12 protein-coding genes are annotated in these 13,229 nt (G+C 28.7%); all 12 read left to right on the top strand.

The features are described 5' to 3' along the window. Window positions 1–100: 100 nt before the first annotated feature. Window positions 101–874 carry an inositol monophosphatase family protein gene (locus tag WC168_RS03260; RefSeq protein ID WP_372617505.1) on the top strand — a complete coding sequence of 258 codons (774 nt, stop codon included), beginning with the start codon at window positions 101–103 and terminating at the stop codon, window positions 872–874. A 50-nt stretch (window positions 875–924) separates the two neighbouring features. Further along, entirely contained in the window at window positions 925–2,727 is a 1,803-nt protein-coding gene (gene glmS / locus WC168_RS03255; RefSeq protein WP_066162410.1) for a glutamine--fructose-6-phosphate transaminase (isomerizing), read from the top strand. Beyond that, a complete protein-coding gene (locus WC168_RS03250; RefSeq protein ID WP_372617503.1) occupies window positions 2,728–4,479 on the top strand; it encodes a Na/Pi cotransporter family protein in 1,752 nt (583 codons plus the stop codon). It begins immediately after the preceding gene. A gap of 221 nt (window positions 4,480–4,700) precedes the next feature. After that, the gene (gene metK / locus WC168_RS03245; protein ID WP_319047555.1) at window positions 4,701–5,909 is read left to right on the top strand and encodes a methionine adenosyltransferase; all 1,209 of its coding nucleotides are present in this window, start codon (window positions 4,701–4,703) and stop codon (window positions 5,907–5,909) included. 45 nt (window positions 5,910–5,954) lie between these two features. Then, entirely contained in the window at window positions 5,955–6,821 is an 867-nt protein-coding gene (gene accD, locus WC168_RS03240; protein WP_066409806.1) for an acetyl-CoA carboxylase, carboxyltransferase subunit beta, read from the top strand. 1 nt (window position 6,822) lies between these two features. Next, window positions 6,823–7,428: a thiamine phosphate synthase gene (locus WC168_RS03235; protein WP_066409930.1), complete on the top strand. Its 606-nt coding sequence runs from the start codon at window positions 6,823–6,825 to the stop codon at window positions 7,426–7,428. Beyond that, entirely contained in the window at window positions 7,425–7,880 is a 456-nt protein-coding gene (locus tag WC168_RS03230; protein ID WP_066352422.1) for a 23S rRNA (pseudouridine(1915)-N(3))-methyltransferase RlmH, read from the top strand. Before WC168_RS03235 ends, WC168_RS03230 begins: the two co-directional genes overlap by 4 nt. 56 nt (window positions 7,881–7,936) lie before the next feature. Beyond that, window positions 7,937–8,944 (top strand): hypothetical protein, encoded by a 1,008-nt coding sequence (locus tag WC168_RS03225; RefSeq protein WP_066162398.1) that lies wholly within the window; start codon window positions 7,937–7,939, stop codon window positions 8,942–8,944. Next, the gene (locus WC168_RS03220) at window positions 8,944–9,882 is read left to right on the top strand and encodes a tRNA-dihydrouridine synthase (RefSeq protein ID WP_066162395.1); all 939 of its coding nucleotides are present in this window, start codon (window positions 8,944–8,946) and stop codon (window positions 9,880–9,882) included. The genes WC168_RS03225 and WC168_RS03220 overlap by 1 nt, the downstream gene beginning before the upstream one ends. 69 nt (window positions 9,883–9,951) lie before the next feature. Further along, on the top strand, window positions 9,952–10,770 hold the full coding sequence (locus WC168_RS03215; RefSeq protein WP_066352420.1) for a 50S ribosomal protein L11 methyltransferase: 819 nt from the start codon (window positions 9,952–9,954) through the stop codon (window positions 10,768–10,770). A 3-nt stretch (window positions 10,771–10,773) separates the two neighbouring features. Further along, window positions 10,774–12,816, top strand: a complete 2,043-nt coding sequence (ftsH, locus tag WC168_RS03210; protein ID WP_372617499.1) for an ATP-dependent zinc metalloprotease FtsH — start codon at window positions 10,774–10,776, stop codon at window positions 12,814–12,816. A 297-nt stretch (window positions 12,817–13,113) separates the two neighbouring features. Further along, window positions 13,114–13,229: hypothetical protein (locus WC168_RS03205; RefSeq protein ID WP_372617530.1), on the top strand; the 116-nt coding region annotated here is incomplete at its 3' end.

The raw sequence follows: 13,229 nt of genomic DNA, 5'->3' as shown, positions 1-13,229 counted from the left end.
TATATCAATTTTTTAAGCATCTCAATTTTTGGGATGCTTTTTTATTTATTGGCAAAAAAAATATTTTGGATATAATAGATCAAAAATTTTTAGGAATATTATGGAAAAGCGACTTGTAAAAATTATAAAAGAGGCTGGAAAAATACTAAAAAATGGTTACTATTCAAAAAAAGATGTAAACTTTAAAGCTAAAAAAGATTTAGTTACAAAGTATGATTTAGCTATTGAAGAGTTTTTGAAAAAAGAGTTTAAAAGATATTTTAAAGAGTTTAACATAATAGCAGAAGAGTCAGATAATAGCTTAGTTGAATTTGGTAGTTCAATTATAATAGATCCCATAGATGGAACAACAAATTTTGTAAATAAAGTACCTCATACTGCAATTTCAGTTGGAGTTTATAAAGATAAAAAACCTTATATTGGAGTTGTTTATAATCCTATTTTAGATGAGCTATATTTTGCTAAAAATAAAAAAGGTGCATTTTTAAATGGTAAAAAAATTAAAGTTAGTATTGAAGATGATTTACAAAAATCACTTCTAGCTACAGGATTTCCATATAGTAGTGGTGAGAATACAAAAGATTTAAAAGATGTGATAAAAAAAATAGAGAATATTTTGCCAGAGTGTCAAGATTTAAGAAGACTTGGAAGTGCATCTATTGATTTATGTATGGTTGCAAAAGGTGTTTATGAGGGTTATTATGAGATGAATTTAAAACCTTGGGATGTTAGTGCTGGGATTATAATTTTAAGTGAAGCTGGTGGAACTGTTTCAAATATTGCTGGGACAACTTATGATATGTTTAAGGATAAATATATAGTTGCAACAAATGGAAAAATTCACGATAGGCTTTTAAGCAAACTAGATATTTAGCTACTTTTGGCTAAAATTTTATATTTTTAAAAATGATTTAAGGATTTTTTATGTGTGGAATAGTTGGTTATATAGGAAAGTATGATACTTGTAAAATTTTATTGGATGGATTAAAAGAGTTAGAGTACAGAGGTTATGATAGTGCTGGAATTGCTGTTTTAAATGACAATGGAATTGATGTTTTTAAAGCGGTTGGTAAACTTGTAAATCTTGAAGATAAAGTTAATGAGAGTAAAAAAGATAGATATAACCTTGGAATTGGACATACTAGATGGGCAACTCATGGTAAGCCAACAGAAGTAAATGCTCATCCTCATTTGGGGCAATACTCTTATGTTGTTCATAATGGAATTATAGAAAACTACAAAGAGTTAAAAGAGGAGCTTATATCTTTGGGACATAAATTTGTATCTCAAACAGATACAGAGGTTATTGTTCATCTTTTTGAACACTACAACAATAAATTAAAAGATCCAAAAAAATCGTTTCAAGAGACTATAAAAAGGCTTGAAGGAGCATATGCTATTTTATTAATCACAAAAGATGAGCCTGAGAAAATATTTTTTTATAAACTTGGAAGTCCAATGATTGTTGGGCATGGAATAGAAAAAGATGAAGTTTTATTTGCATCTTCTGATTCTGCACTTATAGGATTTGCAAGTGATGTTGTATATCTTGATGATAAAGTTGGAGGAGTTGCTTCAAAAAATGGAATAGAGTTTTTTTGTAAAAATGTTGTTTGGTCAAAACTTCCTACATCAAAACAGTTTGCTCAAAAAGATGGTTTTAGATATTTTATGGAAAAAGAGATTTATGAGCAAAGTGTTGTTGTAAGTGATTGTATGTTAGGTCGTGTGAAAGATAATGAGATAAATTTTGATGAGATAGACTCAAAAATATTAGATGGTATAAATGAGATTAAAATTTGTGCTTGTGGAACTTCATATCATGCAGGACTTACATCTTCATATCTTTTTGAAAGAGTTTCAAAAATAAAATGTAGTGTTGAAGTTGCAAGTGAATTTAGGTATAAAGATCCACTTTTAACAAAAGATACACTTTTTGTTGTAGTTTCTCAAAGTGGAGAAACAGCTGATACATTAGAAGCTTTAAAAATGGCAAAAAAAGCTGGACTTAAAACATTGGTTGTTTGTAATGTTGATAACTCTTCAATGACAAGAGTTGCAGATTTTACAATTTTAACAAGAGCTGGAATAGAAAAAGGAGTAGCTTCAACTAAAGCATTCTCTACTCAAACAGTTGTTTTATGGATGTTAAGTCTATATTTTGCTCAAATTAGAAAAACAATATCAAAAGATAAGCTTGAAAATGAGGTTAATACTTTAAGAGAGGTTCCAAAATCTTTAAAAGTTCATGAAAATATTCATGAAAAAGCAAAAAGATTATCAAAAAGATATCTTCATGGTCATGGATTTTTCTTTATAGGAAGAGATGTATTCTATCCTTTGGCTCTTGAGGGTGCATTAAAACTTAAAGAGATTTCTTATCTACACGCTGAGGGTTATGCAGCTGGTGAGATGAAACATGGACCAATTGCTCTTGCAGATCCTGAACTATTTACAATTGCACTTATGCCAAAAAATATGTTATATGACAAAATAAAATCAAATGTTGAAGAGCTAAGTGCAAGAGATAGTACAATTTGTGCAATATCTTCACAAGATTTTGAACTAGCAGATGATTTTATAAAAATAGATGATTGTGAACACTATATGCTTGAGTTCTTTGAGATCTTAATTGTTCTTCAACTTTTATCTATGGAGATATCAATAAGACTTAAAAATGATGTAGATATGCCAAGAAACCTTGCAAAATCAGTAACAGTTGAGTAGATGAAAAAATATCTCTCCTACATACTTCTAATCTCATTGGCATATTTGCTTTATGTAAATGAGGACTCTAAGTATATAGTTGCTGGAGTTGCCGTTTTTATAATTGGTATGCAATTTATGGAGGATGGATTTAAATTCTTTAGTGGCGGAATTTTAGAAAAACTAATAGCAAATAGTACAAATACAAACTCAAAAGCCATCTTTTTGGGAATAACTGCAACTGCAATTTTACAAAGCTCATCATTAATTGCAATTATTGTAATCTCATTTTTATCTGCAAAAATCATCTCACTTGCAGGTGCACTTGGAGTTGTATTTGGATCAGCAGTTGGAACAACTGCTACAACTTGGATTGTTTCAACTCTTGGTGTTAAGATTGATATAGCTGCTTTTGCTCTTCCTATGATAATTTTTGGTGTAATTTTTAGATTTTATAAAAACAGAAATTTTCAAGGATTTGGAAATATTCTTTTAGGTCTTGGATTTGTCTTTTTGGGTATTGGATATATGAAAGATGGATTTGAGGATTTAAAACAAGGAATAGATTTAGCTCAATTTGCAATTGATGGATATGCTGGAATTATAGTTTATACTCTTATTGGAGCTTTTGCAACAGTTATTATTCAATCAAGTAGTGCAACAATGGCACTAACTGTAACAGCTTTGGTAACAGGTCAAATTGTATATATAAATGCTATGGCAATAGCAGTTGGAGCAAATATAGGAACAGCAACAACTGCAGCTTTAGGAGCTATAGTTTCAAATGCAAATAGCAAAAGAATGGCAGTTGGATTGTTTATATTTAAAGGAATCACCACTGTTATTACTTTAGCCTCTTTATATCTTATGATTGATTTTGTTGATTATATATCAAAATATTTGGGAATAAAAAGTGATGACTGGGCTATGAAATTAGCAGTTTTTCATACTTTATTTAATTTAGTTGGTCTTATAGTTTTCTCATTTTTTATTCCAAAGCTGGTAATTTTTCTTAAAAAACTATTTGTTGAAGAGAAAGAGAGCTATATTACTAAACCAAAATTTCTTGATATGGAAGTAGTTGCAGTACCATTTGCAGCGCTGAAAGCTACAAGAAAAGAGACTATTCATTTATATGATAATGCAAGTGAAGTTTTAAGTCATGCAATTATGCTTCACAGACATAGATATTTAGGGAAAAAAGATATTGATAAAATTGTAAAAGAGTCATCTGATATTATTGATTTAAATATAGATGAGTTTTATGAAAGTAGAATAAAATCTTTATATAGTGATATTATAGATTACTCTACATATTTTATAAGTGAGCTTGATGATGAAAAAAAACTATATTTGAATGATTTAAGAAATGCTTGTAGAGATATAGCTGAATCTGTAAAAAATACAAAAGAGCTTCAAAAAAATGTAAGAAAGTATATATCAAGTAATAATAGCTATATAAAAGATGAATATAATTTTATTAGAGAAGCAATAGCAAAGAGTATAAACACTATAAATGAGATGAAAAATAGTAAAGATGATATAGATGTTTTATCAAAATCAGAGCTATTAAAAGAGTATTTAAAAGGCTTAGATGTAATAGCAACTAGAAGAATTGATATATTAATTAGAGAGAAAAGAATTGATAAAAAGATGGCAACGAGTCTTTTAAATGATAGTTATCATGCTAATTTAATAATTAGTCGATTAATAAGCGTATCAAAAGTTTTATGGATTCAAGATTTAACTATTAAAGAGTTAGGAGAAGATTAAAGTTAAAAGATGAGCTAAATATATTAAAGAATTTTAGAAAACAGTTAAAAGAAAAAAGTAGATAAAAGAAATATTTAGCTACAATTTTAAACTTTTTGCTATTTGTAGCAAATCGAACTCTTTAAATTTTTATTTTAATTCTTATAAAAGACAAAATGGAAAACAAAAGATGGAAAACAACTCAAGCAAAGCTTGTGGAAAACAAAGGATGGAAAACAAAAATGGAAAAAAAATCACAATACTTATTTACAAGTGAAGTAGTAAGCCCTGGACACCCTGATAAATGTGCTGATATTATTGCAGACTCAATAGTTGATAGATTAATTATTGAAGATAGTAACAGTAGAGTTGCAAGTGAAGTTTTTGTAGCTGGAAAGCATGTTGTTATTGGTGGTGAAGTAAAATCAAATGCAAAATTATCACAAAATGATTATGAAAAGATTGTAAAAGATGCATTAGCAAAAATTGGATATGACGGAAAAAGTGCATTTACAAAAGAGCAAGCACTTCATCCAGATGATGTACAAGTTCAAGTTTTATTAAATCAACAAAGTCCTGATATAAGTCAAGGTGTTGATCAAACAACTGGAGAAATAGGTGCTGGAGATCAAGGTATTATGTTTGGATTTGCCTCTTGCGAAGCTGCTGAATTTATGCCTTCAGCAATTGTTTATGCAAGAAGACTTTGCGATACAGTTTATAAATATGCTTTAGAGCATAAAGATAAATTTGGTGTTGATATCAAAACTCAAGTTACAGTTGATTATGGAACAAAAGAGAATTTTGAAAATTGTAAACCTCAAAAAATTCATACAATTGTAGTTTCAGCTCCATCAAATGAGAGCTTAAAAATCGAAGAGGTAAGAGCAATTATTCAAGAGTTAATTGATAACTCTGGACTGCCTGATAAGCTTTATGATAAAAATAGCACAATTATTCATATTAACCCAACAGGAAGATATGTAAATCATAGTTCACTTCATGATAGTGGATTAACTGGAAGAAAATTAATTGTTGATAGTTTTGGAGGATATGCACCAATTGGTGGTGGAGCACAATCTTCAAAAGATTATACAAAAGTTGATAGAAGTGGACTTTATGCAGCACGATGGATTGCAAAACATATAGTTGCTGCAAATTTAGCTAAAAAAGCAATTGTACAAATATCTTATGCAATTGGTGTAGCGCGTCCTACTTCAGTTGCTGTTGATACAATGGGAACATATACAAAACATAATGATGATATTTTATCTTCATTTGTAATGGAAAATTTCCCTTTAACTCCAAGATGGATTACAGAAAAATTTAAATTAGATAAACCATCAAAAGATAGTTTTTTATATGCAGATGTAGCTGCGCGTGGACAAGTTGGACAGCCTGATTATCCATGGGAAAAACTTGACGAAATTGAGAAATTTAAAAATATTTAGTAATATTTGAATATAATATCGCTTTAGAAAAATAAGGAGAGGGTTGTGGATTTAAAAAACCTATTTAGTAAAATTTCATTTGATAATAAAGATAAAGAGCAAGCAAAAAAGAGTGAAGCTCCAAGTCACTGGATAAAATGTTCTAGTTGTAATGCTTTAATGTTTATCAAAGAGATAGAAAATCAAGATAATGTTTGCCCAAAATGTGGTTTTCATTTAAGAGTTGGTGCAAAAAGAAGAATAGAGATTTTAGCAGATGAAAATAGCTTTGTAGAGTTTGATGCGAATCTAAAACCAAATGATCCTTTAAAATTTGTAGATAAACTTTCATACAAAAAAAGAGTTGAAGATGGACTTGCAAAAACAGGAAGAGTTTCAAGTGTTATTAGTGGTGAGTGTACAATTAACTCAATTCCTGTTCAGCTTGTAGTTTTTGATTTTGCATTTATGGGTGGAAGTTTAGGTAGTGTTGAGGGTGAAAAAATTGTAAGAGCCGTAAATAGAGCTATTGAAAAAAGAGAGGCTGTTATAATTGTATCAGCATCAGGTGGTGCTAGAATGCAGGAGTCAACTTTTTCTTTAATGCAAATGGCAAAAACAAGTGCAGCTTTAAAAAGACTTGATAGCGAAAAACTTCCTTATATCTCAATTTTAACAGATCCTACAATGGGTGGAGTTTCTGCTTCATTTGCATTTTTGGGTGATATTATTATGGCAGAGCCAGGTGCATTAATTGGATTTGCTGGTCAAAGGGTTATTAAGCAAACTATTGGTGCTGATCTGCCTGAAGGTTTCCAAAGAGCTGAATTTTTATTAGAAAAAGGTTCAATTGATATGGTTGTAAATAGAAAAGATATGAAAAAGACTATTTCAGATCTTCTTACAATTTTTGGACAAAAGAAAATTAGCTAAAATGCTCTCAAATTTAGAAAAATCTTTGGGTTTTAAACTCAAAGATTTTAACTTGCTTTATCTTTTATGCGATTATGAAACACTTACTAAAAAAAATATAAGCTTAGAAGATTTTGTTAAAAAAGTAAAAAATAGCAAAGCAGTTCTTTTGCAATATAGAGATAAAAATTCAAGTTTAGATATTCAAAAAAAGAACTTAATATATTTAAAACAAAATCTAAATATTCCAATAATTATAAATGATAAACTAGACTTAATAGATTATGCAGATGGTCTTCATATAGGACAAGAGGATATCTCTTTAATTAATAAAGATAAAAAAATAGCTGTTAAACTTTTAAGAGCAAAAATAAAAGATAAACTTTTAGGGCTTTCAACTCATAATGAATTTGAAATTTTAGAGGCAAACAATCTTGAACTTGATATGATTGGACTTGGAGCTTACAAAACTACAAACACAAAAGATATATCAAATATTTTAGGTGAAAAATTAAGTTATCTTGCAAAAATATCAAAACACCCAGTTTGTGCAATTGGTGGAGTTAATGTTGAAGATAAGATAGAAAATGTTAGATTTAACTGTGTTGGAAGTGGTTTTTTAAATTGAAAATAGATATTTATATGATTGCAAAGGCATCAAATGATGATTTTGATAAATTAATAAATGATTTCATAAAGATGTCAAGTAAATACTCAAAGATAAATATTCACTATATTTTTAATAATGAGATATCAAAAGCTCAAAATATAAGTCAAGAAGAGGCACAAAAAATCTACACAAAAACTTATCAACCATATTTAAAAGGTTATAATGTTGCTCTTGATGTTTTAGGAAAAAATATCGATACCTTCGCTTTTTCAAATCTTTTAGAAAATAAAATGCAAATAAACTTTTTTATTGGTGGTGCATATGGTTTTCAAAGAGAGTTTTTAGATCTTTGTGATACTACAATTAAACTTAGTAATTTAACATTTGCTCATAAATTGGCAACTTTGGTTTTAAGTGAGCAGATATTTAGAGGATTAACTATTATAAACAATCATCCATATCATAAGTAATTTATAAAGTTTTAAGTATAATAAACATCTAAAAATAAAGAAAAGGAAGAGAACCTATGGGTCTTAAAAATTATATCATTGCTACAATTTTGTTTATGGTTATTGTATATGGGTTTGTACATAGCCTAGAATTAGGGGAATATACTCTTACAATGTTTGGAAACTCTTTAACTCTACCAGTTTCGCTTTGGATTGTTGTTCCAATACTATTTTTATCTGTTATGACCTATTTGCATATTATTTTTTATGCAATTGTTATTAGCTTTAAAAATAGATTTGTAAGACAAGATATAAAATCTACATTTGATTTAATAAAATCAAAATTAATTCAAGATGATAAAAAAGTATCATTTATCACAAAAGATTTTAAAGAGTTATCAAATGTTTTACATAATGTTGATTTTGAACTAAAAACAACAACATTAAACGCTTCAAATGAAGATATAAAAGATATATTACATACTATAAATGAGATTGAAAATGGTCTATATGTAAAAGATTTAAAAAGCACAAAAGGTTCAAAACTATTTGAAAAAAATATAAAAAACAGAATTGCAAATGATGCTGATTTTGCTCTTGAAGTTGTAAAAAGAAAAGATAAATATGGTTATGAACTACAAAAAGAGGCTCTTTTAAAAGTTATTTCAGATAAGAGTTTAACAACTGTTAAAAAAGTTTATAATGAAGTTAAATTAGATAAAGAGTTAGCTTGTGCAATTTTGAAAAAAGATGTTCAAACAGATGATTTCTCTTTAGGATATGAAGAGATTATAAAGATATTAAAAGATTTAAATTTATCTAAAGATGAGTATATTAAATTTGCAAAACTTTATGAAGATAGTGAAAAACCAGATACTTTAATAATGCTTTTTGAAAAACTTTCAAGCCAAAATGAAGATGCAACAGAAGCTTACTTATATATTTTAAATAAATTTGAGATGATAGATAAATTAAGAGAGTTTTTAGTTGGTTCTGCTGAAGATGAGTATGTAGCATTTAAGGCACTTTTAGATTTAAAAGATGCAGGGAAACACTACAATTTAGATAATATCTCTTATAAATAATGAAAAAAAAACTTGATTTTTCAAAACCTCTAGTGGTTTTAGCACCACTTGCTGGTTATACAGATTTACCTTTTAGAAGTGTTGTTAAAAAGTTTGGAGCAGATCTTACTATTTCAGAGATGATAAGCTCAAATGCTTTGGTTTATAAAAGTGCAAGAACACTTAAAATGGTAGAAAAAGCTCCTAGTGAAGATCCATATTTTGTTCAAATTGCTGGAAATAGTGTTGATTTAGTTAAAGCTGCAGTTGAGATTTTAAATGATGTTGATGGAATTGATGGAATTGATTTAAACTGCGGTTGTCCAGCTCCAAAAGTTTTTAATCATGGAAGTGGTTCAAATTTACTTGGTGATTTAAAAAAGCTTGAAGAGATTTTAAGTACTATTAAAAAATATTCAAAAAAAGAGTATACAAGTGCAAAAGTAAGGCTTGGAGTTAATGAAAAAATTCCAGTTGAAATAGGAAAAGTAGTTGAAGCTTGTGGAGTTGATTTTGTATCAGTTCATGGAAGAACACGAGCTGGAAAATATAAAGCCCCTGTAGATTATGATGCAATTAAACAGATGAAAGAGGCTATTTCAATTCCAGTTATTGCAAATGGTGATATAAAAGATTATAAAAAAGCAAAAGAGGTTTTAGAGTACACAAAAGCAGATGGTGTTATGATAGGACGAGGTGCTATTGGTAAACCTTGGGTTTTTTATCAATTAAAACATGAGCTTGAAGATATTGATAACTCTATTAAAAAAGAGATTATTTTAGAGCACTATGACAAAATGCTTGAGTTTCACGGAGATTATGGTGCTATAATTTTTAGAAAATTGTTACACGCTTATTCAAAAGGTTATACAGGAGCAAATGAGTTTAGAGATTTAGTAAATCAAGTAAGCGATAAAAATATAATGAGAGATTTAATAGAGAGCTTTTTTAAAATTTAATTTGATTAAAAAGTTATTTAGATAAAATATCGCATTTTTACAATAAAAAATTTAAAAGGAAAAAAATTTTTGACACAGCAATATTTTGAATTAGAGATTTTCCCTCAAAAAAATTATGATGTTTTTTTAGATTTAGTAGAGAGTATAGTTGAAGATGCTATTGAAGAGAGTGAAAAATCAATTATTATTAGAAGTGAAGATAGTTTAGAAGATATAAAAGAGGCTATAGAAAAGTTTAGTAAAGCCATAGATGTAGAGTGCCAAATCTTTTACGAAAAAAAAGATGCAGTTGATTGGATAAAAAAATATCAAGACTCAATAAATCCAGTTGAGGTTGGTAATTTTTATGTAAGACCATCTTGGGTAGAGAAAAAAGATGGAAAAATAGATATTCTAATAGACCCAGCACTTGCATTTGGTTCAGGTCATCACGAAACAACTTCATCATGTATTTTGGCAATTGATGAGTTTGTAAAAAAAGATGATACATTACTTGATGTTGGAACAGGAAGTGGTATTTTAGCAATTGCAGCAGCAAAAAAAGGTGCAGTTGTTGATGTTTGTGATACTGATGAGATTTGTATAGAGAGTACTCAATCAAATTTTACTTTAAACGGTGAAAAAATAAATGATTCATGGATAGGTTCTGTAAATATTACAAATAAAAAGTATGATGTTGTAGTAGCAAATATTATTGCAGATATTTTAGTTATGATTTCAAGTGATTTAAAATCAAAATTAAAAGAAGATGGAATTTTAATTTTATCTGGAATCTTAGACAAGTATGAAGGTAGAGTAAAAAGTAGTTTTAGCGATTTAAAAGTTTTAAAAGTAGTTCAAAAAAATGAGTGGATAACACTTATTCTACAAAATAGTAAGGAGATTTAATTTATGAATAAACAACAAAATAACAACTCAAACAAAAATCAAAATAGTAACAACAATAACAATAACAACAATTTTTTTAACAATAACCCACTTTTGATTTTTGTTGCATTCTCTTTAATCACAATTTTTGTGTTTAAAACAATTTTCCCTGATAGTGAATCAGGTGCAACAAATTCACAAATGCAATCTTATGGAAGTAGCTCTAATAAAACTGTTCCATATTCAGAACTTAAAAAATTAATTTCTAGTGGAAAAATAGAGTATGTAGGTATTGGAAATACTCAAATTAGAGCTATTAGCAAAAATGATGGTATGCAAAGAGTTACATATACAGCTAGAAGAGTTGTTCCAGATGAGACACTAATTAGCGAATTAGAGAAAAAGGGTATTTCATATGGTGGAATAAATGAAGAGAATGTTTTATCTGATATTCTTTTTGGATGGGTTTTACCTATATTTTTATTCTTTGCAATTTGGATGTTTTTGGTTAAAAGAATGCAAAAATCTATGGGTGGTGGAAGCGGAGGAATTCTTGGAATTGGAAGTTCAAAGAAGATGATTAACTCTGAAAAACCAAATGTAAAATTTGATGATATGGCTGGAAATAAAGAGGCAAAAGAAGAGGTAAGAGAAGTAGTTGATTTCTTAAAAGACCCAGAAAGATATGTAAGACTTGGTGCTCAAATTCCAAAAGGTGTATTACTTGTAGGTCCTCCAGGTACAGGTAAAACACTTTTAGCAAAAGCAGTTGCTGGAGAGGCTGATGTTCAGTTCTTATCAGTTTCTGGATCTGCATTTATTGAGATGTTTGTTGGAGTAGGTGCAAGTAGAGTGCGAGATTTATTTGAACAAGCAAAAAAAGTAGCTCCTGCTATTATTTTTATTGATGAGATTGATGCTATTGGTAAAAGCAGAGCTAGTGGTGGACCAATGGGTGGAAATGATGAGAGAGAGCAGACTTTAAATCAACTTTTAGCAGAGATGGATGGATTTTCTACTGAAACAGCTCCTGTAATAGTTCTTGCAGCTACAAATAGACCAGAAGTTTTAGATCCAGCACTTTTAAGACCAGGAAGATTTGATAGGCAAGTTTTAGTTGATAAACCTGATTATGAAGGAAGAATTGAGATTTTAAATGTACATATAAAAGATGTAAAAGTAGCAAAAGATGTAGATTTAAAAGAGGTTGCTAAAATGACAGCAGGTCTAGCTGGTGCTGATTTAGCAAATATTATAAATGAAGCCGCACTTTTAGCAGGTCGAGCAAACAAAGATCAAGTAGAACCAAGTGATTTTAAAGAGGCTGTTGAGAGACAAATAGCTGGACTTGAAAAAAAATCAAGAAGAATATCACCAAAAGAAAGACGTATTGTTGCATATCATGAAAGTGGACATGCAGTTATGGCTGAAATTACAAAAGGTGCTAAAAAGGTAAATAAAGTATCTATTGTTCCAAGAGGACTTGCAGCGCTTGGATATACACTAAATACACCTGAAGAGAATAAATATTTAATGCAAAAACATGAGCTAATAGCTGAAGTTGATGTTTTACTTGGTGGAAGAGCTGCTGAAGAGGTATTTATAGGAGAGATTAGTACAGGTGCTGGAAATGATTTAGAGAGAGCTACAAATATTATTAAGTCTATGGCAACTATTTATGGAATGAGTGATATAGCTGGGCTTATGGTATTAGAAAGAAGAACAAATCAGTTCTTAGGTGGACAAACTCAAAAAGATTTCTCAGATGCTATGGCAAAAGATTTAGATGATCATGTAAAAACTACTTTAAATGAAAGATATCAAGTTGTGTTGCAAGCTTTAAGAGATAACAAAGATGCAATTGAACAAATGACTTCTGAACTACTTGAAATAGAGGTACTTACAGGTGAAAGAGTTAGAGAGATTATAAAAGAACATGGTGGAATAGTTTTCGAGGATGAAGATTTGCATAGCGATGCTTTGAATAAGGATAAGGCAGAATTAAATAAAGATTCAAAAATAAAATCAAATATTGATTCAGATGAAAGTTCAACTAATAATAAATAAAAGAGTTAAATATTAGAGGTTTTTCCTCTAATATAAATAATTTTACTAAATAATAAAAATTATCCTTGACAAAGTTAAAAAAATAAATTATACTTCCAAACTTAATAAAAAAAGGAGAGTAAAATGAAAATATTTATTATTTCAAAAAGCAATTTTCTAAAAAGTGTAAACTCTTCTTTACTACTCTTAAATCTACTCAAATTTTAATTTAAAATTAAATAAGTTTCTAAAAAATCTGTTTTTCTTTTTTTATTTAAAAAAAGATATAATCAAAAGTTAATTTAAAAGGTAAATATTATGGATAAAAATAAAATTATTGTATTTGATACTACTTTAAGAGATGGAGAGCAAAGCCCTGGTTGTTCTATGAACACAGAAGAGAAATTAAGAGTTGCTTTACAGTTAGAAAAATT

Origin of the sequence: Aliarcobacter sp. (assembly GCF_041672065.1) — a bacterium.
Lineage (GTDB): Bacteria > Campylobacterota > Campylobacteria > Campylobacterales > Arcobacteraceae > Aliarcobacter > Aliarcobacter skirrowii.
This window is presented reverse-complemented; position numbering and strand designations above follow the sequence as displayed.

Excerpts from the sequence above, each read along its gene's own strand:
- WC168_RS03260 (WP_372617505.1), top strand. The coding sequence starts at position 101 with ATGGAAAAGCGACTTGTAAAAATTATAAAAGAGGCTGGAAAAATACTA.
- glmS (WP_066162410.1), top strand. The coding sequence starts at position 925 with ATGTGTGGAATAGTTGGTTATATAGGAAAGTATGATACTTGTAAAATT.
- WC168_RS03250 (WP_372617503.1), top strand. The coding sequence starts at position 2,728 with ATGAAAAAATATCTCTCCTACATACTTCTAATCTCATTGGCATATTTG.
- metK (WP_319047555.1), top strand. The coding sequence starts at position 4,701 with ATGGAAAAAAAATCACAATACTTATTTACAAGTGAAGTAGTAAGCCCT.
- WC168_RS03235 (WP_066409930.1), top strand. The coding sequence starts at position 6,823 with ATGCTCTCAAATTTAGAAAAATCTTTGGGTTTTAAACTCAAAGATTTT.
- WC168_RS03225 (WP_066162398.1), top strand. The coding sequence starts at position 7,937 with ATGGGTCTTAAAAATTATATCATTGCTACAATTTTGTTTATGGTTATT.
- WC168_RS03220 (WP_066162395.1), top strand. The coding sequence starts at position 8,944 with ATGAAAAAAAAACTTGATTTTTCAAAACCTCTAGTGGTTTTAGCACCA.
- ftsH (WP_372617499.1), top strand. The coding sequence starts at position 10,774 with ATGAATAAACAACAAAATAACAACTCAAACAAAAATCAAAATAGTAAC.